Below are 19,035 nucleotides of genomic sequence, written 5' to 3' on the forward strand. Positions count from 1 at the left end.
TACGCAGCCAAGTACGCGTCGCGGCGCGCTATTTCGGTACGCCTCGCATCTGGAGCCATCTAGACCGCTTCCGGTAAACCAATGTTTGGGGAGAGGCCTATGTCAGGAATCACTTATTACCGCGACGCCGATGTGCCGTTTTTCGAGCTGAAGGCTGGCAGCACGGACCATCTGTCGTACAAAAAGCATTATCACGAGGATTTTTCCGTGGGGCTGGTGGAGAAGGGGGCCAGCAGATTTTGGCACGAGGGCCGGCAGGTCGAGATCCTCCCCGACAGCCTCGTACTTATTCCGCCCGGCGTTTTTCATGCCTGCAACCCCCGCGACAGGGCCCGCTGGCAGTTTAAGATGCTGTTTGTTTCCCCGGAGTGGCTACAAGGCGTCTTGCCCGGCGAGCGGCCCCCGGCCTGGCGGCAAGAGGTGCGGTGTTTGCACGGCCGGACGTACGAGGCGCTGATGGCCAAAACGGCCGACTGCCTTATGGGCGCCGCTTCGCCGCTGGCCAAGGAGAGCAGTGTGCTGGAGCTGTTCGCAGCCCTTTGCGGCACAGGCGCCAAGAGCCGCCGGCCGGACGGAGGCGGCGGGGAGCGCGCCGGGCTGCGGCAGGTGCGGGAGTACCTCCAGGCCCGCTTCCTCGACCGGGTCACGCTGGCGGCGCTGGAGGCGGTATCCGGCCTGAGCAAATACTACATCGTAAAGCTGTTCAAAAAGGAATACGGCGTGCCGCCCCACGTGTACCAGACGATGCTGCGGGTCAACTTCGCCGAGAAGGAGCTCCGCCGGCGACGGGACCTGGCGGCGGTCGCCCAGGATGCCGGCTTTTACGACCAGAGCCATTTCACCAAGACCTTCCGCAGCCATGTAGGCGTGACGCCAGAGGTATATCAGAAGGCCCATTCGTAGCAGTGGACAACTTTTTACAATACGCCTGCGCCGGACACCGCTATCATGGAGGGAAATGGCGGGAGGCGAATGTATGAAAGTTGTGATGATTATCGACAAGGAACTGCCGGTGGGCCTGATCGCCAACACGGCTGCGGTGCTCGGGGCAAGCCTGGGCAGAATGGTCGACGGCCTGGTGGGCGACGACCTGCGCGATGCCGACGGCAATGTCCACCGGGGAATAACGACCCGGAACATCCCCATCCTCGGGGGGACGAAGGAACAGATCAGAGCCCTCCGTGCCCGGCTGTACGACGAAGAGTTCGCCGCCGTGGCGACGGTGGACTTCAACAATATCGCCCAGCGGTCGCTCGATTACGGCGACTACGGGAGCGTGCTGGCCAACGCGGGCGGCGACGAGCTCGCTTATCTGGGCATCTGTCTTTACGGCCCGCAAAAAAAGGTCAACAGTTTGACCGGCAATATCGGACTGCTGAGATGACAGAATACGCCTCGGGAACGGAGACTATGACGGATGGACGACAGCATCAGGGTTGATCTGCATATCCACACCATCGCCTCGGACGGGACGTGGACGCCGGCCGAGACGATCGCGGCGGTGCGCGCGGCCGGCGTCGGCCTGTTTGCCGTCACCGACCACGACACGGCGGCAAGCGTCGCCTTGACCGGCAAGCTGGCCGCGGAGGCGGGGCTGGGGTTTCTGCCGGGGGTAGAGATATCGGTGACGCTGGGGGGCCATCTTTTCCATATTCTCGGCTACGGAATCGACCCGGAGGGCGCGGCGCTGCTGAGCATCCTTGCCGCAAACACCGCATTGATGGAGGAGGTCGACCACGAGAGCATCAGGAAGCTTGTCGCCGCCGGGTTCCCCGTCGACTACGGCGAGTTCTGCGCCTATGATCACGACCCCGGACGGGGCGGCTGGAAGTCGCTGAGTTATCTCATCGACAAGGGCCTGTGCACCGGGGTTGGGGACTTTTTTGCCGAGCTGTTCAACGCCAAGCGGGGTATCGTTTTTCCCGACTTCCCGCACCCGGCGGAGGCCATTGCCGCCATCAAGGAGGCGGGCGGCGTGCCGGTGCTGGCCCATCCCGGCAGCGATTTCCATGGCCCGGCTATTGAAGAGACGCTCGATATGTTCGCCGCCGAAGCCATCGAGGGAGTGGAGTGCTTCCATCTCTGCCACGACGCAGCCACCACCCGGCGGGCGGTCGAATGGTGCGATCGCCACAATCTGCTGATTACCGGCGGCTCGGACTGTCACGGCGGCTTTGTTCCGGCCCGCCGCCTGGGGGTGCCGGAGATCCGCCTCAGGCAGTTGCGTCTGGGCGAGCTGGCGGTTGTCCGGGGGGCCGAATGAGCGGCGGTCTTGGACCTGTTGCTTGGGAAAAGACGGACGGCGTCTACCAAATAGGCAGCGGAGCAGAGGATGCGGTTATCCTGTTGCACGAGATTTACGGAGTCAACGGCCATATGTGCGACGCGGCCGCCTGGCTGGCGGCCCAGGGCCTGGCCGTCTACTGCCCCGATCTCCTCGGGACGGTGTACGGCTACGACCAGGAGGCGGCGGCATATGAGCACTATATGAAGGTGGGCTTCGCCGCGGCTGCCGGGGAGGCGACTGCGCTCGCCGGGCGGATAGCCGGCGGCCACCGTAGGATATTTCTGGTGGGGTACAGCGCCGGGGCGACGGTGGCCTGGCTGCTGAGCGGCCGGGACGGGTTCGCCGGCGCGGTCGGCTACTACGGGTCGCGTATCCGCGACTTTCCCGACCTCACGCCGGCCTGTCCGGTGCTGCTCTTATTCCCTCACCGCGAGGAAGCTTTTTCGGTCCCTGCCCTGGCGGCAATGCTGGCGGCCAAGGACGGGGTGACCGTCAGCGCCCTGCCGGGCCGGCACGGCTTCGCCGACCGCCGGTCGCCCCGCTTCGAGGCTGCGGCCGCGCAGGCGGCTGATGCCATGGCGGCGGCGTTCCTCCGGGACGAAGGCATATCCGCAAATCTATAACTGCAGACAAGAAGAACAGCCTGACTCTACGGAGTCAGGCTGTGTGCGTTTAACCGGGCGCCGGTGCCGCGGACGGCCTACATCGTTTCCACCCGGTTGCGGCCCTTGCGCTTGGCGCTGTAGAGGGCCTTGTCCGCCCTGGTGAACACGTGGTCGATGGACCGGTCCTTTTCCTGGCCGGCGGTGACGCCGCAACTGATGGTGAAGGAGAGTTCCTGCCCCTGCCAGAGGACGGGTTCGCTGAGATCAAGGCATAGGCGCTCGGCGACGGCTGCCGCCTGCTCGACGGGCGTATCGGGCAGAATGAGGACGAATTCGTCGCCGCCCAGCCGTCCCCAGATGTCTTCACGGCGAAGGCTCTTGGCGACATAGGCGGTGAAGCTTGTCAGGATGAGGTCTCCGGCTTCGTGCCCGTAAGTATCGTTCAGCTTCTTGAAGCGGTCGACATCGATCATTACGACCGACAACGGACGTCGCTCGCGCAGAAACCGCTCATATTCCCACGTGGCGAGTTCCATGATTTTCCGCCGGTTGAGAGCGCCGGTAAGGTCATCGGTGGCGGCCAGCCGGCTCAGTTCTTCCTTGACCTTGTTTTCCTCCTGACGCGCCTTGAATTCGACGAGGCGGTAATTTTGTAGCCACGTTGAGAAAACGATGCCGAGGATGTTAGCCGTGATCAGCGTCGCCAGCAAGGCGAACAGGGCTTGCGGGCTGATCGGTTCGACGATCAACCACTGCAGGCAGAAGTTGGCCGCGGACAGGATCAGGGGCGGGGCGAGCCGGACGGCCAGTCTGACGGGGAAGACCATATAAGAGCTGAAGATGACCAGGATGGTGAGGGCGCCGTTGGGGGGTATATGCTGAGCCCAGATATAATTGAAATATGTCACTACAACGATGCCGAAGACGGCCCAGCGGAGAAAAATGGTGTCATAATCGCGGGCCGTGGCGACCTTCGCCAGAGCGCGAATGGTGTAGACGGAGAATGCGCAAAAAATCAGCCTCAGCGCCAGGAGAGCCGCAAACTGTGTGCTGGCGCCGAAGATGATGTAGTCGCCATAGGAAAAAGGCAGGACGGGAAGCATCCAGACGGCAATGGCGATGATGGTCTGGCGGGCATCTTTCGCCAGGTAATGCTCGCGATAACTGGAATCAAGTTCGTGGGCGGCTTCGGGCTGGGGCGTCAGTAAGCGCATGATGTTCTCCCGGAGGATAAAGTCTTACAATTTTCGCTAGGGAGGCTTGATAGTCCTCTTTGTTGGCGGCTTATTTGTTTGTACTCCCAGCCCCCGCAACCATAGAAAACTCCGGGCAGAAGGGGCCCGGAGTTTTCTATGTGCTCTGGGTCGGCTCAGGCCAGTATCCGTTTGACCATTGCCAGCATGATGCGGACACCGGCGGGCAGGGCGGCAACGTCGAAGGTCATGGCCGGATGGTGCAGGCCGGGAGTGAGATTGCAGCCGAGGCCGACGTACGCCGGTTTGAGACCGGGGATTTTTTTGACAAAGTAGTGGAAGTCTTCGCCTCCGGGAGTGACTATCGGCTCGAGGAGGCCGGCGGGTCCGAGGACGGCGGCGATCGCATCGCGGGCAACCGCTACGAGGCCTTGGTCATATTCGGCGGCGGGGACGCCGCCTTTTACCGCCACCGCGGCGGTGGCGCCGACGGCGGCGGCGGCGTTCTCCACCGCCTTGGGCAGTTTCGCCAGCAGTTCGTCCATGACGGCGTTTTTCTGCGCCCGCAGGTCGAAGGCCAGCTCGGCTTTGTCGGGGATAGCGTTGAGGGTTGGGCCTCCGGCCTGGAATTTGGTGGTTTTTACCGACCAGGGTTCCACCGGGTTGAGGTGGATGGCGTTGACCGCTCCCACCGCAGCGGCTGCGGCGTCAATGGCGTTGACTCCGAGGTGGGGGCGGGCGCCATGGGCGGGTGCGCCGGTGACGACGGCTTCGGCGATGTAAGACGCCCCGTGGTAGAGGGCCGGGGTCGCCTGGCCGGCTTTGGCCTCCTGAACGGGCCGCAGATGGATGCCGAGGAGATAGTTCAGGTCGTTGAGCGCGCCGGATTCGATCATGGACACCGCGCCGTCCAATTTTTCCTCCGCAGGCTGGAAAACGATCTTAATCCTTCCTTTGGCGGGCCGGCTCGCGGCCAACGCTTCGGCGGCGGTCAGAACCATGGCCGAGTGAGCGTCGTGACCGCAGGAGTGGATGCATTTTTCCACCCCGTCCACCGTGTGGACCAGGGCGTCCATGTCGGCGCGCAGACCTACGACCGGGCCGTCGCCGGTCAGTTCGCCGATGACGCCGGTACCGCCGATGCCCGTCCTCACGGAGTAGCCGGCCTTTCTGAGACCGTCGGCCAGGAAGGCCGCGGTTTTGTGTTCGCTGAAGCCTACCTCGGGGATGGCGTGGAGGGTTTCGTAGATTTCCCTCACGCGTCTGTCGATGTCGATCATGGCTGTTGCCTCCTTTTAACTGACCGCGGTTACGCGAAGAACCGCATTATAAGCATGGCGATGAGGGCGTTCATTATCGAGATGCCGAACAGCATGGGATAGTAGCGGGTTTGCACCCCGGCGGTGCCAAGCAGGCGGCCCATATACTGGATCTGGGCGCCCATAAGGATGATGGCGGGCAGCACGATGGTGACGTGGGTCATGTTCAGGACCTTAGCCGAGTAGAGCGAGGCGGCCACGCCTACGCCGCCGCCCATCGAAAGCCAGGCGCCCATCAGGACGGTTATGGCTTCGCCCGGTAGACCGAAGACGCCCATGACCGGCCCGAAAAACGTGCCCATCAGCGTCAGCACGCCTGTCACCTTGAGCATCTGGATGAGTACAAAGGCCATGAGGACGTTGGGGAGGATATTGGCCACGCCGAGGTTCCAGCCTTTGCGGGCCCCTTCGACGAAGACGTCGGCAAGCGTTTTCTTATTCATTCTCCGCTTCCCCCTTATTTTCTACCCTGTTAAGGTAGAGACGCATGACATTGGCGCCGAAAAACTTCATGACGACGATTACCGCCAGCGGTATTATTATGGGGACGGTAAGGAAGGAGAAGAGGGCGGCTCCGCTGGAGAGGTAGTTGGTGATCGTGCCGCCGGCCGAGAACTGGAAGGCGCAAAAGACGGTTTTCTCCTTCTCGGTGATGGCATCGGTCTCGCGCAGCATCTTGGTCATACCGGCGCCGGCGTCGGTGCTTTGCAGGCTGGTTACGAGGGCGAGGCCGGCAATGCCGGGGATGCCCAAAAGCGGCCGCAGGATGGGGGTGAGAAGCTTCTGACCGGCTTTCAGGCCGCCAAGATGGTCGACGACTTCGACGACGCCCAGGGCCAGCATTACGGCCGGGACAAGCCCCAGGGCGAACAGGAAGCCGTCGCGGGCTCCGGTGCCTCCCTGCCCCTGGAAAGTGGCTTTGGCGGCGTCCTTCATCACGCCGTACGTGCCGTTGATGGTGTTGAAGTCGAAAACGGCGATCCAGCCCTTGGATTTTGCGAATAGGCCTGAGAAGAAGATGATCGCGAACAGCAGGGCCACATAACCGTACCAGGGAACTTTAAATTCTTCAACTATGGAAGAGTCTTTTTTGGGCTCTGTGGACATTGTTATCCCTCCCGGTTTAAAGATTTCTCGCAAGCAAGGCGCCGAACTTTCCGGCAGAGTCAGTCGGCGACGCGGATGCGGTTTTCCCGTAGATAGGAATAGACCGTGTACTTGGTATTGCCCATTTCTTGCGCGAGGGCTTCGATAGAGCCTTTCAGCAGGAAAAAGCCTTCTTGATCCAACCTTTCGACCAACTGGATCTTCTCAAGCTTGCTGGCGTAAGCGAGGGGTTTGCCAAGGTACTGGCGGGCCCGCCGGAGTCCTTCGCCGATGAGGTCGTCGAGCCGCGATTTTTGTTCGACGGCTGTAAAATCGGCGGCAGGCTTGCCTTCGGTTAACAGGGTAGCCATATTTTTGAGAATCTCCGCCTGGGCAAGGTCGTAATGGATGGCGAGGTAACCGGTGGGTTTTTCGTCGGCGCCGAGCCGCATCAGACAGGAGCGCAGGCGGCGGCCGGCAGCGGAACAGGAAAAATAATTGGCCACATAGCCTGGGCCGTTACGGAGGATTTCGTCGATAGCAGCCCGGTCGGCGGGGATGGGGCGGTTGCCGATGGCGAGGCCGGCCAGCCGGCCGTTGCCAACGGCAAGTACTTGTTCCTGTTGTTCGCCAGCCGCTGAGTACAACACGACGCAATAGTCGGGACCCAGCATGGCTATTAGTCCGTGGAAAACGGCGTAAAAATCTTCGAACCCGACCTGCGACGTCATTTCAGGCGCCTCCCTTCTTCTTAAGTAATGGTAATGCGATAATTATTTCCTGACTATTCCAAATATAACAACATTTTCATTTGTAGTCAAATATATTATATAAAAATATTTATATTACAACAATATTTTGATTAATGTTCCTTTGGATGGGATGATGACGATAAAAGAAAAAGCCCGGTAAATCGGGCTTTTTCAATGTTGCTTGTTCAGTTATCAGCGGCGCCGACCGCCGGCGATTTGGCAGGAGAACGTTTCTGCCAGAGATAGACGGCGGCGACGCCACCGAGGCCGAGGATGTCGGTCCAGAAGCCGGGGATGATGAGTCCCAGGGCCCCGCAGAAGAGAATAAACCGCTCGATAATTGTACACTTGCGCAGCAGCCAGTTCTCCAAGGCGGCGCTGAGGGCGATGATGCCGACAGTGGCGGTTATGATGGCTTCGATCAGCGACACCATGCTGTAGTTGCCCTGGAAGAGCAGCATGGGCGAATAGACGGCTAGGAAGGGTACGAGGAAGCCGGCCACGCCTAGGCGGGAAGAAGTCCAGCCGACCTTGTAGGGGCTGGCGCCGGCGATGCCGGCGGCAGTGAAAGCGGCCAGGCAGACTGGCGGAGTGAGGTTGGAAAGGCAGGCGAAGTAGAAGACGAAGAAGTGGGCGACCAGCGGCAGCACGCCAATTTTGATCAGCGCCGGCGCGGCGATGGTGGCGGCAACGATGTAGCAGGCGGTGGTGGGCAGCCCCATGCCGAGGATGAGGGCGGTGATGGCTGTCAGCACCAGCATCAGCATCAGGTTGTTGCCGGACAGGTCGATGATGTTGGCGCCGAAGGTGAGACCGAGGCTGGTGAGCGAACTAACACCGACAACAAAGCCGACGACGGCGCAGGCCATGGCCACGCCGACGGCCGAACGGGCACCGCCTTCAAGGGCCTTGAGGATGCCGGCAACGCCGATGGCGGTGTCTTTTTTGATATAGCTGACGGCCACGGTGATGAGGATGGTGAAAAAGGCGGCGTAGAGCGGCGTAAGGCCGTAAAGGAGGAGGGCGACGATGGCAATGACGGGGAGGGTGAGGTGGCCGGATTTGCGCATGACCTCGCCGGCTTTGGGGAGTTGGTCCTTGGGCAGTCCTTGCAGGCCAAGTTTGCGGGCCTCAAGGTGGATCATTGTCCAGCAGGCCAAGTAGTACAAGAAAGCAGGGAAAATAGCGGACAACATGATCTGGGTGTAGGTCATGCCGAGAAATTCAACCATGATGAAGGCGGCTGCGCCCATAACGGGCGGCATGATCTGGCCGCCCGTGGATGCCACGGCTTCGACGGCGCCGGCGAAGTGAGGCCGGTAACCGATACTTTTCATCAGCGGGATGGTGAAGGCGCCGGTGGTGGCGACGTTGGCGACGGCGCTGCCGTTGATGGTGCCCAAGAGGCCGCTGGCAAAGATGGCCACTTTGGCCGGGCCGCCCGGCGAGCTGCCGGCAGCGGCCATCGCCAGGGCGTTGAAGAATTTGGCCATGCCGGTTTCGGACAGGAAGGCCCCGAAGAGGATGAACAGGAAGATATAGGTGGACGAGACACCCAGAGCGACACCGTATATGCCTTCGGTTGTAAGGAACATATGCTCGATGATGCGGTCGACGCTGTAGCCGCGGTGGCCGAACTGGCCGGGGATCCAGTCGCCGAACAGGGCGTAGGCGACGAACAGCAGCGCCATTATCGGCAGTTCCTTGCCGGTCGCCCTGCGGGCCGCTTCGAGCACCAGCAGGCACAGGAGGGCGCCGACCCAGATGTCCATGCGGGTGTAAACGCCGCCGGCGTTGGCCAGATCGTCGTAGATGGTGATGAGATACACGCCCACAAATATTGACAGTGCTGCCAGCATGACGTCAAAGGCTGTCACCTTGTTTTTCGGGCTCTTTTTGTTCGCCGGATAGAGCAGGAAGACCAGGACGAGCACGAAGGTGAGGTGGATGCTGCGCTGTTTGATGGCTTCAAGCACGCCGAGGCCGGCGGTATAAAGATGGAACAAGGACATGGCGATGGCGATGATGGCGACGATCTTGGCGAGGCTGCCGGTGAACTTGCGGAACCTGGCTTCGGCCTCGTATTTCCGCAATACCTGTTCGGTGGCTTCCGACGGTTCTTCGTTGATAAACGCTTCAATCTGTTTTTTGTCGATTACCGGTTTCTTATCTTGCTCCAACGCGGTTTCCCCCTAAATAACTAGACTTGCCCAGCAGACGGAGGGGTTTATGGAAATCGCAGACAGGCGGGCTGTCTGCGATTTCCATTTTCCGAGGGTTACTTGATTATTCCCTTTTCCTTGAAGTACTTTTCGGCCCCCGGATGAAGGGGCACTGTCATGCCCTTGGTGGCGTCCGGCAGCTTCATGTCTTTGGCCGCGGAGTGGGCGGCGACAAGGTCTTTCTGGCCGTCATAGAGAGTTTTGGTGATGTTGTAGACAAGATCGGTGGACAGGTCATCGCGGCAGATGAGGATATTGGCGACCGCCACGGTGGTGATGTCTTCGGTCTGGCCTATGTAGGTTCCTTTGGGAATCTTGATCTCATAGTACCAGGGCATTTCCTTGACGAGTTTCGTCATCATATCGGGCTCAATGGACAGAATGCGGATTTTGACCGACGAGGCGGCGTCGAGAACGGCGGCGGTAGGCAGGCCGCCGGCGATCAGGATGCCGTCGACCCGGCCGTCCTTGAGGGCTTCGGCCGCTTCCGTGTAGCCGAGGTAGTCGGCCTTCACGTTCTTCTTGTCTTTGTAGTCGAGACCGAAGAGGCCGAGGATTTCCTTGGAGTTGATTTCGGTGGCGCTGCCGACGGCGCCGGGAACGAATCTCTTGCCGGCAAAGTCTTTGACCGATTTGATTTCAGAGTCGGCTTTGACGACGATGTGCATGACGTTGGGATAGAGGTGGGTGATGCCGCGCAGCATTTTTACGGGTTTGCCGTCGAACATCGCCTTGCCCTGGTAGGCGTAAAAGGCTACGCCGTTCTGAGCGAAGGCAATTTCGGCCTCTTTCTTCTGCATCAGAAGAACGTTCTGCGGAGTGCCGGCCGTTGCCTGGGCCGAGGCTTTAATGTTGGGGATCTGTTTGCTGAACATCTGGGCCATGGCGTTGCCCATCGGATAGTAGACGCCGCCGGTAGTTGCGGTCGCGATGTTGATGTTCTGGACCTTCTGGGCGCCGCCGCTGCCGCCGCCGCACCCGGCTATGATGAGTGCCAGGATCACGAGACCGGACAGAACGAAGATGGCTTGTTTCCTCACTTGTTTCTCCCCTTCCGGTGTTTTGTGGGTACCTAAGCTGGTTTCACCATTATTCATTATACTTCAAATATTCCGCCAAAGGAAGAAATTGGCCTCCGACTTTCATAAAATAGTGCCTGAATGCATGAAATTCGTTACTAAAAGGAACATGCGCTCCCCGAGAAGCGCAAAACTGTATCTTCCGACAGTACAAGCAGGGTGAATAAGGAGAACGGCGAAACAGTGATAATATAACCACACATCCCCGATGAAGCCATACGGGGAGGGAGGACAAGATGGGCGTACAGATTTTCGGCACAAAGAAGTGCCAGGATACTCGCAAAGCCGAGCGCTACTTCAAAGAGCGGGGCATACCGTACCAGTTCGTCGACCTGATGGTCCGCGGACTCAGCAAGGGGGAGCTCGATAGGGTCAAGGCGGCTGTGGGCCTCGACAGCCTCATCGACCGGGAGGGCAAGGAATACGCCCGGCGAAACCTCAAATACCTTGTTCACGATGTCGAGGAGGTGCTGCTGGCTACGCCGCTTCTACTGAGAACGCCGGTCGTGCGGGACGGCCCGAAGGCCACGGTGGGTTACTGTCCCGAGGTCTGGGGAGTGTGGCTTGAGAAGGGGGCGGCAAGATGAACGGCACTGAGCGTAAGAACATCAGGCCGGGGCTGCTGGTGAGGGTGGTGCAGAAACAGCACCAGCGCAGCGGCGAACTGACCGAGGGCGTCGTCCGGGATATCCTGACGAACAGCGCCGTCCATCCGCATGGCATAAAAGTGCGGCTTGAAGGGGGCGTCGTCGGCCGGGTAAAGAAGATAATAGGCGACTGAGGCGCCGACAGGCTGGTAAGGAGTGATGAAAATGGTTGTCGTCAATATGTTGGCGGAGATGGCTAAGACGCCCGTCGACCCGGCTGTGGGCATCGCGGTCGTTTCCGGGGTGGCCGAGCCGGGGGTGAGCATCGGGCTGGCGGTTGTGGAAAAGAGTATCCGGCCGCATTATCAGAAGGTGAGCGACGAAATTTACTACGTCCTGCGCGGGCAGGGGACGATCACCGTCGACGGGGAAAAGCGCGACCTGAAGGAGGGGGACGTCATTGCCATTCCCAAGGGCAAGGTTCACGGCTTTGAGAATACCGGCGACGAGCCGTGCCTAATCCTGTTCGCCAGCGGGCCGAAGTTCGAGCCCGACAAGGACCGGTTCTTCCCGGACGGCGGGTGATCGAACCGAGGCATCATGTGGGAAACCCGTTACTTTCCGGGTGTGGAGGCGTTTAATAGTATGGTAACGCCGAAGAAGGCTCCCGGAAGGAGACGCAATAAGATGGATAAAAAACAAGTTTCCGCAGTGCTGTTTATCGGCCTGGTCGCTCTGTCGGTGGCCGGCTGTTCGGGCGCGGACGCAGAGCGGACAGCTGCGCCGGCGTCTCAGCCTGCGGCGCGGGCGGAGGACGGCAAGGGAGCGGCGGCAATGGCCGCGTTCAATGCGTTGGCAGGCAAGAAAGGGGTAAGAGCCGCCGAACTTATTGCCGCGCTGGATGGCAGCATCCGTTCCGTGTCTCTCAACGAGGCGACGGCGATGGTCGTCGCGGCCGAGGCCGCGCAGAAGCGCGATCTGCCACGCATGGAGGAAATGCTTTCACCCGACGGGCTGCAGAGGAAACTCGACGGATTGTACCGGACCGGTAGTGACCTTGGCAAGGCCGGGGAAATCGGTGACGCCGAGCTGCGCGCAGCCATGTTGGCGGTGCGGGACGGCGGTTACCGGGTCGAAACGGCCGAAGGCATGTACTTCCCGGTGATCGACTATGGCCGCTACCGACAATACCGGGAAATCGTCACCGCCGATCTGGCGGCCTATATCGAGTTGATGGCTGTCGAATCTGACCGTGCGCCCGCCAAGGACGCCGCTCTGGTCATCGGCTGGGACGACATCGTCCGCCGGGCGTTCGCTCAGGAAAACTTCCTCAGGACCTACGAGGATTCGCCCCGGACGAGGGACGTCAGAAACCTCTATGGCCGCTACCTCGGTTTTATTTTCTACGGCGCCAACAACACCCCCCTGTTTGCCTACGACAGCCTGACCATGAACACTGAAGCCAAGGCGGCCTATGCCGCGGCGGCCTCCGGCGGCGATAGCCGCCTGGCGGCGCGGCTACGGGAATACATGGACTTGCTGGCCAAGAAAGACTACCGCGTGGATGCCGAAGTGGAGGAATACCGCAAACAGGCTGTCCGGGAACTTGGGGAGTAATTGTCCTGCATTCCGGCCACACTACTGCCGGAGGTGATATCGTGAAGGACAACTACGGCAAACCCGTTCACGAGATTTGCGTCGATAAAACCAGCTGCCGGCACGAGACGACGCTGGATAAGGCGGGCGGAACAAGGCCGAAGGCTACCTTCGAGCCCACCGGCCACCTGACCAAGGACGCTGTACGCAAAACTTACCAGGACAAGCAAAAAAACACCGGCAACCAGTCCTGAAACGCATGAGCCGCCGCTCCCGCAAGGGGCGGCGGCTTTTCCGCGCGCCGGGACGACCGCGAGCGCGTCTCGTCGGCGCGGGAGGGACGGTGGCGGTTGCGGCGAATATACATATGTTGATATTATTTGCCGGGAGATCACGGATGAAAAGATTGATACTGCTGCTGATTATCGCGATAATGACGGCCGGTCTGGCGCCGGCGGCCCATGCCGGCGCCGCCGAGGACTTCGAGGACGCGTACGAGCTTCGTCTGGCGGCGGCGGCCTGCCTGGCGGCGTACAGCGATCGGATGGGGCTGCTGGCGCGCGATTACCTCCGCCAGGACGGCTGGGAGATAATCCCCTTCAGGAAGAGCGCCGAGGAAGCCGATGCCCGCTTCCTGCTGGCGAGAAACCTGACGCAGACGGGGCGGAGCCGCTACGTGCTGGCGGTGGTCGGTACGGAAACCTTCAAGGACTTCAAGGTCGATCTGCGGACAGAAAAGGTTTATTTCGCCGGCCGCACGCCGGATGAGTTTGCGGAAAGTGCGAAGATACAGGGAGTAGAAGACACGGAGCCCAAGGTTCACCGCGGCTTTCACGAGTATGTGCAGGTCGCGCTCACGGCCAGGACCGCCGGTGAGGGCCAGGCCAACGATCGGCTGGTGAGAGAACTGCTGACCGACCCGGCTGGCGAGATGCTGATTGTCGGCCATAGCCTGGGCGGCGCGGCCGCCACCATCGCCGGGGCGAGGCTGCTGTCGATGGGGGTCAGGCCGGAGCAGATCGGCGTAATCACCTTTGGCGCGCCGGCAGTGGGCAACGAGGCGTTCAGCCGCCAGTTTGCGCCGAGACTCGACTTGACCAGGGTGGTCATCGCCGGCGATCCCGTTACCGGCATCCTTCAGAAGATGGTGGGCGGGTACCGCCAGTTCGGTCGCGAGTTGGTGTGGCAGCGGTCGGCGCTGTTCGAGAAAGGCCCTCACGCCATGGCGGAATATCTTGACCTGGCGGTGAAGAATTATTATGACCGGCGGTCGGCGGCGGTGAAGGCGGGTTTTCATACTCTGCCGCAGGCCGGCCCGTCGGCGGCCGGGCTGCGGATTTATGTAGCTCCGCCGCATGAATACCTGCCGGACGGCCTGAAGGTCGAATACCGTTATATGGAACAGGCTCTCGTCGACCAGTACCGCCGCTTGTTGCCGGGATATGTACTGGGCGAGGCGGGGGTTGACCCCGCCAAGGGAGCAACCGCGGCCGGCGCCAGATATTACGTTGTAGCCGAAATCAGCGGCCTGAAGATGAAAAACGAGCATAACCAGTATTTCGTCACCTTGCAGCATACGGTGTACGATGCAGCCGGCAAGGTCGTGTATATCAACTCCTACGCGTCCGTAACCGCCAACATGACGCCGCTTGAGGCCCTGGCCCACGACTCTGCCGGCGCGGTCGCCGATCTTGCCGGCTGGCTGGCCGCCCGTTAGGCGGGAAATTATTCTCCTAAGCTCCGCCGCCTTCTCATATACATTAGCAGGCGGAGGTGAGCGGATTGAGTGTCCTCGAATTGTTCGTGCTCAGTACAGCGCTGGGCACGGATTTGTTTTCGGTAGCGATTCCCATCGGCATGAACAGAGTGAGACTGCGGGTCATATTCCGGTCGGCGGTGGTATTTGCCCTCTTTCACATCGGGATGATTCTCACCGGCTACTATGTCGGTCACTGGCTAGGCGCGATGGTCGAACACGTGGGCACCTACCATATCGACTGGCCGGCGGCGGCGGTGCAGGACTGGGCCAGCGCCATCGGCGCGCTTGTGCTGGCCGGCCTCGGCGTGCACATGATCCGGGAAAATGCCGCCGGTACCGGCCGGCCGGCGACGGGGCACCCGCTCCAGGGGCTGTCGCTGGTTGGGCTGGCGGTAAGTGTCAGCCTGGACGCGCTGGCCGCGGGGTTCAGCCTGGGAATGATGGACGTTGATCTGGTAAAGCTGAGCATTATCCTCGGGGTGGTGATATTCGCGGTGGGGATCGTCGGCCTGGGGCTGGGCAGGCGCCTGGGGCGTATTATCGGCGGGCGGGCCGAGCTGGTGGGAGGGTTGGTGCTTATGATGCTCGGCGTCCATGTTTTCTGGACCGCGGTAATGAACTAGAAAAAGGACTTGGCCTGCGCCAAGTCCTTTTTCGGGTCGACATCATTTTTTGGTTGCAACGGGTTGCCGGCTGGGCAGTTTCTCCTGCTCGCTCTCCTGCCGGCCGGGCGTCGTGTCTTTTAAACCGCGCACGTCTTTGGCTCTGGCCCGCCGGAGGCTGGTGAACTGGTCGAATGTCCTGCCACCCATGATATCACCTCACATTTCTGCTCATTGCGGCAGCCGAGGGGTCGAGGGCACGAAGGACGCAAGCCCGCATCACGTCTAGCTGTCCGAGAATCTGGCATTATTGTCTGTAAAAGCCGCCTGGGCGATACCTTGCAGATTAATCCAAGATCGGGCGCCTGTCCGCCCGCCGCTTAACTGAGCTTGCCGTGGACAGCCAGCCAGATGCAGGGCGGCGCGGACGAGGTGAAATCGACCCGGTGTTTTTCGTGGGCCGCCAGGAACAGTGCATCGCCTTGCGCGAGAGCGACCTGCCGTCCGTCTGCGAAGGAGATTTCTGCGCGGCCCTGGAGGAGGACAACCCATTCGTCCCGATCCTGGTCGTACCAGAATCCGGGGGGCGAGGCTTGCCCGCAGGAGACTATCCGTTCGATGAGAATGCCGCCTCCCTCGTGGCAAGCCTCGGAAAGCTCGTCGGCCGGCAAAGGCTGGGGGATATCGAAGATGTTCATGGCAACCTCCGCAAGAATTGTTGCTGTTATTATTTGCCTCGTTTCCGCCGATTCCTGCCGGAGGCGGCTCGGTCGCCGGAAAACCCGTTTATTTATTGCCGCAGCCGATTTCATCTGCCGCCGCATTTATGGTAAAATAGTGCCATGCACGGATATAATAAGAGGAGGCTGGGCCGTCGATGGTGCGTGTTTTGCTCGTTTGTACCGGCAATACCTGTCGCAGTCCGATGGCCGAGGCGATGCTGCGGGGCAGGGTCCGGGCCGGCGGCTTCGAGGATAAGGTTTTGGTGCTGTCGGCGGGGCTGGCGGCTGCCGGCGAATTTCCGTCTTCGCCCCATGCTGTCGCCGCCATGGACCGACGCGGGCTTGACCTGTCGGGCCACCGCTCGCGCCAGCTGCTACCCGAGCTCGTCAAGGCGGCCGACATCATCCTGACGATGACGGCGGCCCATAGGCGGGCGATCGCCGCCGCCGCTCCCGAAGCGGCCGGCAAGGTGCATACTCTGGCGGAATACGCCGGGGAAGAGGGGGATGTGGCCGATCCCTTCGGCGGCAGCGGGGAACTCTATGAGGCGTGCGCGGCCGAAATGGAGCGCCTTACCGAGAAAATATGGCAAAGAATTGCGCAATTAGCAGGAAAAAGCGATTAAATGTAGAAAACTTCCCGAAATGCGAGGAGGGGATAAGATGCTTGTTGGTATCGGCAGCGATCACGGCGGTTTCCGCCTGAAAGAAGATATCAAGCAGTATCTGACGGAGAAGGGGGTTGAGTTCCGCGATTTCGGCACCCACTCCACCGATTCCGTCGATTACCCCGACATTTCCCGCGCGGTGGCCGAAGCGGTGGCCGGCGCGAAGTGTGACCGGGGCATTATTATATGTGGGACAGGCATCGGCGTATGCATCGCCGCCAACAAGGTAAAGGGCATCAGGGCGGCGTTGTGCCACGATACATATTCGGCCCAGATGTCGCGCGAGCACAACAACGCCAACGTCCTGACGATGGGCGAACGGGTCATCGGCAGCGGCCTGGCCCGGGCGATCGTCGAGAAGTGGCTGGCGACCGAGTTCGCCGGCGGACGGCATGCGAAGCGGGTGTGCAAGATCGCCGACCTCGAAGTCTAGAAACAAAAATACGGCGATTGAGGCTAAGGGCCCATCTGCGTTGCACCCGCTGCGGGGTAGGCCGCAGTTCTAAGCGCTAAAGCGCTAAGAACTTGCGCTCTTGGCCCTGCGGGCGCTTGCTAGCGTACGTCTGTGTACGCGTCGCGGCGCGTCCTCGGTCCGCCTAGCATCTAGGCCCTTTTCCTCAATCGCTACGCAACGTTAGGGCTTGTTAGTCCTTTTTTCAGGGGGTTTCCGGGATGTTTTGCGACAATGCCGAAATCAAGCGGCAGACGGCGGCGGCGGCCGATGAACTGCTCAGCGCGGCCGCTCTAAAGCCTGGTCAGATACTGGTGGTCGGCTGCAGCACCAGCGAGGTGCGGGGCGCGAGGATCGGTTCGTCGGGCTCCGAAGAGGTGGCGGCGGTTATTCTCGCCGCTCTCCGGGGGAGCTGCCGGGCCAAGGACGTGTATCTCGCCGTCCAGTGCTGCGAGCATCTCAACCGGGCGCTGGTCGTCGAACGGCCGGTGGCCGAACGCTATGGCCTGGAGGAGGTCGGCGTCGTACCTGTGCCTAAAGCGGGCGGGGCGCTTGCAGCCCGGGCGATGCGCGAATTTACCGCGCCGGTGGTCGTGGAAACCATCGAGGCTCACGCCGGACTCGATATCGGCGCGACGCTGATCGGCATGCACATCAAAAGGGTGGCGGTGCCGGTTCGCCTGGAGCAGAAGGTTATCGGCCAGGCGACGGTGACGGCGGCCCGCTACCGGCCCAAGCTCATCGGCGGCGTGCGAGCGGTTTACGAGTTGCCGCCCTGTTACTGAAGATGACCTGCTTTTCGCAGCATTAATGATAGTATTTTTAGGAGGGAACCCATGAATATTCTTGCCAGAATCGATCCGGAATTGGCGCGGGCCATCGACCTTGAGCGTAAGCGCCAGCAGAGCAAAATCGAGCTGATCGCATCGGAGAACTTCGTTTCCAAAGCGGTGCTGCAGGCTCAGGGCTCGGTGCTGACCAACAAGTACGCCGAGGGGTATCCGGGACACCGCTATTACGGCGGGTGCGAGTTCGTGGATATCGCCGAGAATCTCGCCATCGAACGGGCCAAGGCGCTTTTCGGGGCGGAGCACGCCAACGTCCAGCCGCATTCCGGCGCGCAGGCCAATACGGCGGTGTATTTTGCCTTTCTGCAGCCCGGCGACACCATCCTGGGCATGAACCTGGCCCACGGCGGGCATCTGACCCACGGCAGCCCGGTCAATATTTCCGGCAAGTATTTCAAGATCGTTCCCTACGGGGTAGACGAAGTCAGTCACCGCATAAACTACGACGAGGTGCGGCGTCTGGCGATGGAGCACCGGCCGAAGATGCTGGTGGCCGGCGCGAGCGCCTATTCGCGGATCATCGATTTCGAGCGCATGGGAGCCATCGCCCGCGAGTGCGGGGCGATGTTCATGGTCGATATGGCCCATATCGCCGGCCTGGTCGCGGCCGGACTGCACCCCACCCCCGTTCCCCACGCCGACATCGTCACGACGACTACCCATAAAACGCTGCGCGGGCCGCGGGGCGGCCTTATCCTCTGCAAGGCCGAATATGCCAAGGCGATCGACAAGGCCGTATTCCCCGGCATACAGGGCGGACCGCTGATGCACGTTGTCGCCGCCAAGGCCGTGGCGCTTAAAGAGGCGATGGGTGAGGAGTTTCAGGCGTACCAGGCCCAGATTATCAAGAACGCCAAGGTGCTGGCCGAAAAACTGGTGGCTGAAGGCTTCGCCATTGTGTCGGGCGGGACTGACAACCACCTGATGCTCGTCGACGTGAGAAACCAGCGTCTGACCGGCAAGGTGGCCGAAAAGCTGCTCGACGAGATCGGGGTAACGGTGAACAAGAACGCCATCCCCTTCGATCCTGAAAGCCCGTTCGTCACGAGCGGCATCCGCATCGGCACGCCGGCGGTAACGTCGCGCGGCATGCAGGAGGACGCCATGCTTGTTATCGGCGAGATTATCGCCATGGTTCTTAATAATCCGGAAGACTCGATGGTGAAGACCAGGGCGGCCGGCATGGTCGCCAAGCTGACCAAGAATTATCCCTTGTACGCCGACCTGGGCTAGGGGAAAGGCCTGGGAGGAAATACAAC

Annotated in this window: 24 protein-coding genes; 15 read left to right on the plus strand and 9 right to left on the minus strand. The window is 60.9% G+C overall.

Going from position 1 to position 19,035, the window contains the following annotated elements; translation table 11 throughout:
- Positions 1 to 99: 99 nt before the first annotated feature.
- The 4 genes from RIN56_04930 (at position 100) to RIN56_04945 (ending at position 2,910) form a co-directional block, all read left to right on the plus strand.
- On the plus strand, positions 100 to 903 hold the full coding sequence (locus RIN56_04930; protein MDR7866140.1) for an AraC family transcriptional regulator: 804 nt from the start codon (positions 100 to 102) through the stop codon (positions 901 to 903).
- Positions 904 to 976: 73 nt separating this feature from the next.
- Positions 977 to 1,384 carry a DUF2000 domain-containing protein gene (locus RIN56_04935; GenBank protein ID MDR7866141.1) on the plus strand — a complete coding sequence of 136 codons (408 nt, stop codon included), beginning with the start codon at positions 977 to 979 and terminating at the stop codon, positions 1,382 to 1,384.
- 33 nt (positions 1,385 to 1,417) lie between these two features.
- Entirely contained in the window at positions 1,418 to 2,263 is an 846-nt protein-coding gene (locus tag RIN56_04940; protein MDR7866142.1) for a PHP domain-containing protein, read from the plus strand.
- The gene (locus RIN56_04945) at positions 2,260 to 2,910 is read left to right on the plus strand and encodes a dienelactone hydrolase family protein (protein MDR7866143.1); all 651 of its coding nucleotides are present in this window, start codon (positions 2,260 to 2,262) and stop codon (positions 2,908 to 2,910) included. The genes RIN56_04940 and RIN56_04945 overlap by 4 nt, the downstream gene beginning before the upstream one ends.
- A 77-nt stretch (positions 2,911 to 2,987) precedes the next feature.
- On the opposite strand, the gene RIN56_04950 is transcribed toward RIN56_04945, so the two are convergent.
- From RIN56_04950 to RIN56_04980, 7 genes are all read right to left on the minus strand, one after another.
- Positions 2,988 to 4,106 carry a GGDEF domain-containing protein gene (locus RIN56_04950; protein ID MDR7866144.1) on the minus strand — a complete coding sequence of 373 codons (1,119 nt, stop codon included), beginning with the start codon at positions 4,104 to 4,106 and terminating at the stop codon, positions 2,988 to 2,990.
- A 155-nt stretch (positions 4,107 to 4,261) separates the two neighbouring features.
- Positions 4,262 to 5,365, minus strand: coding sequence for an amidohydrolase (locus RIN56_04955; protein ID MDR7866145.1), 1,104 nt, complete (start codon positions 5,363 to 5,365; stop codon positions 4,262 to 4,264).
- Positions 5,366 to 5,394: 29 nt separating this feature from the next.
- A complete protein-coding gene (locus RIN56_04960; GenBank protein ID MDR7866146.1) occupies positions 5,395 to 5,847 on the minus strand; it encodes a YjiG family protein in 453 nt (150 codons plus the stop codon).
- Entirely contained in the window at positions 5,840 to 6,511 is a 672-nt protein-coding gene (locus RIN56_04965) for a nucleoside recognition domain-containing protein (GenBank protein ID MDR7866147.1), read from the minus strand. The genes RIN56_04960 and RIN56_04965 overlap by 8 nt, the downstream gene beginning before the upstream one ends.
- A 59-nt stretch (positions 6,512 to 6,570) precedes the next feature.
- The gene (locus tag RIN56_04970; protein ID MDR7866148.1) at positions 6,571 to 7,221 is read right to left on the minus strand and encodes a helix-turn-helix domain-containing protein; all 651 of its coding nucleotides are present in this window, start codon (positions 7,219 to 7,221) and stop codon (positions 6,571 to 6,573) included.
- Positions 7,222 to 7,427: 206 nt separating this feature from the next.
- A complete protein-coding gene (locus tag RIN56_04975) occupies positions 7,428 to 9,422 on the minus strand; it encodes a TRAP transporter permease (GenBank protein MDR7866149.1) in 1,995 nt (664 codons plus the stop codon).
- 98 nt (positions 9,423 to 9,520) lie between these two features.
- Positions 9,521 to 10,561: a TAXI family TRAP transporter solute-binding subunit gene (locus RIN56_04980; protein ID MDR7866150.1), complete on the minus strand. Its 1,041-nt coding sequence runs from the start codon at positions 10,559 to 10,561 to the stop codon at positions 9,521 to 9,523.
- Positions 10,562 to 10,779: 218 nt separating this feature from the next.
- Here RIN56_04980 and RIN56_04985 point away from each other — a divergent pair, with 218 nt between their 5' ends.
- From RIN56_04985 to RIN56_05015, 7 genes are all read left to right on the plus strand, one after another.
- The gene (locus RIN56_04985; protein MDR7866151.1) at positions 10,780 to 11,130 is read left to right on the plus strand and encodes an arsenate reductase family protein; all 351 of its coding nucleotides are present in this window, start codon (positions 10,780 to 10,782) and stop codon (positions 11,128 to 11,130) included.
- Entirely contained in the window at positions 11,127 to 11,324 is a 198-nt protein-coding gene (locus tag RIN56_04990; protein MDR7866152.1) for a YwbE family protein, read from the plus strand. Before RIN56_04985 ends, RIN56_04990 begins: the two co-directional genes overlap by 4 nt.
- A gap of 25 nt (positions 11,325 to 11,349) precedes the next feature.
- Positions 11,350 to 11,715 (plus strand): cupin domain-containing protein, encoded by a 366-nt coding sequence (locus tag RIN56_04995; GenBank protein MDR7866153.1) that lies wholly within the window; start codon positions 11,350 to 11,352, stop codon positions 11,713 to 11,715.
- Between the two features lie 102 nt (positions 11,716 to 11,817).
- Complete coding sequence (locus RIN56_05000; GenBank protein MDR7866154.1) at positions 11,818 to 12,747, plus strand: hypothetical protein; 930 nt, start codon at positions 11,818 to 11,820, stop codon at positions 12,745 to 12,747.
- A 41-nt stretch (positions 12,748 to 12,788) separates the two neighbouring features.
- Positions 12,789 to 12,980 carry a hypothetical protein gene (locus RIN56_05005; protein ID MDR7866155.1) on the plus strand — a complete coding sequence of 64 codons (192 nt, stop codon included), beginning with the start codon at positions 12,789 to 12,791 and terminating at the stop codon, positions 12,978 to 12,980.
- Positions 12,981 to 13,123: 143 nt separating this feature from the next.
- Positions 13,124 to 14,443 carry a lipase family protein gene (locus RIN56_05010; GenBank protein MDR7866156.1) on the plus strand — a complete coding sequence of 440 codons (1,320 nt, stop codon included), beginning with the start codon at positions 13,124 to 13,126 and terminating at the stop codon, positions 14,441 to 14,443.
- Between the two features lie 65 nt (positions 14,444 to 14,508).
- The gene (locus RIN56_05015; protein MDR7866157.1) at positions 14,509 to 15,108 is read left to right on the plus strand and encodes a manganese efflux pump; all 600 of its coding nucleotides are present in this window, start codon (positions 14,509 to 14,511) and stop codon (positions 15,106 to 15,108) included.
- 42 nt (positions 15,109 to 15,150) lie between these two features.
- Here RIN56_05015 and RIN56_05020 read toward each other — a convergent pair whose 3' ends face one another.
- Together RIN56_05020 and RIN56_05025 are read right to left on the minus strand one after the other, a co-directional pair.
- Positions 15,151 to 15,297 (minus strand): hypothetical protein, encoded by a 147-nt coding sequence (locus RIN56_05020; GenBank protein ID MDR7866158.1) that lies wholly within the window; start codon positions 15,295 to 15,297, stop codon positions 15,151 to 15,153.
- A 170-nt stretch (positions 15,298 to 15,467) separates the two neighbouring features.
- Positions 15,468 to 15,785 (minus strand): cupin domain-containing protein, encoded by a 318-nt coding sequence (locus RIN56_05025; protein ID MDR7866159.1) that lies wholly within the window; start codon positions 15,783 to 15,785, stop codon positions 15,468 to 15,470.
- A 179-nt stretch (positions 15,786 to 15,964) separates the two neighbouring features.
- Between RIN56_05025 and RIN56_05030 the strand changes: the two genes are divergently transcribed.
- The 4 genes from RIN56_05030 (at position 15,965) to glyA (ending at position 19,009) form a co-directional block, all read left to right on the plus strand.
- On the plus strand, positions 15,965 to 16,435 hold the full coding sequence (locus RIN56_05030; protein ID MDR7866160.1) for a low molecular weight protein arginine phosphatase: 471 nt from the start codon (positions 15,965 to 15,967) through the stop codon (positions 16,433 to 16,435).
- A gap of 37 nt (positions 16,436 to 16,472) precedes the next feature.
- Positions 16,473 to 16,910 carry a ribose 5-phosphate isomerase B gene (gene rpiB, locus RIN56_05035; GenBank protein MDR7866161.1) on the plus strand — a complete coding sequence of 146 codons (438 nt, stop codon included), beginning with the start codon at positions 16,473 to 16,475 and terminating at the stop codon, positions 16,908 to 16,910.
- Between the two features lie 239 nt (positions 16,911 to 17,149).
- Positions 17,150 to 17,713, plus strand: a complete 564-nt coding sequence (locus RIN56_05040) for a TIGR01440 family protein (protein ID MDR7866162.1) — start codon at positions 17,150 to 17,152, stop codon at positions 17,711 to 17,713.
- A 51-nt stretch (positions 17,714 to 17,764) separates the two neighbouring features.
- Entirely contained in the window at positions 17,765 to 19,009 is a 1,245-nt protein-coding gene (glyA, locus tag RIN56_05045; GenBank protein ID MDR7866163.1) for a serine hydroxymethyltransferase, read from the plus strand.
- Positions 19,010 to 19,035 lie beyond the last annotated feature (26 nt).

The sequence above is a fragment of the Sporomusaceae bacterium genome (genome assembly GCA_031460455.1).
In the GTDB taxonomy this organism is placed as follows: domain Bacteria; phylum Bacillota; class Negativicutes; order Sporomusales; family UBA7701; genus Anaeroselena.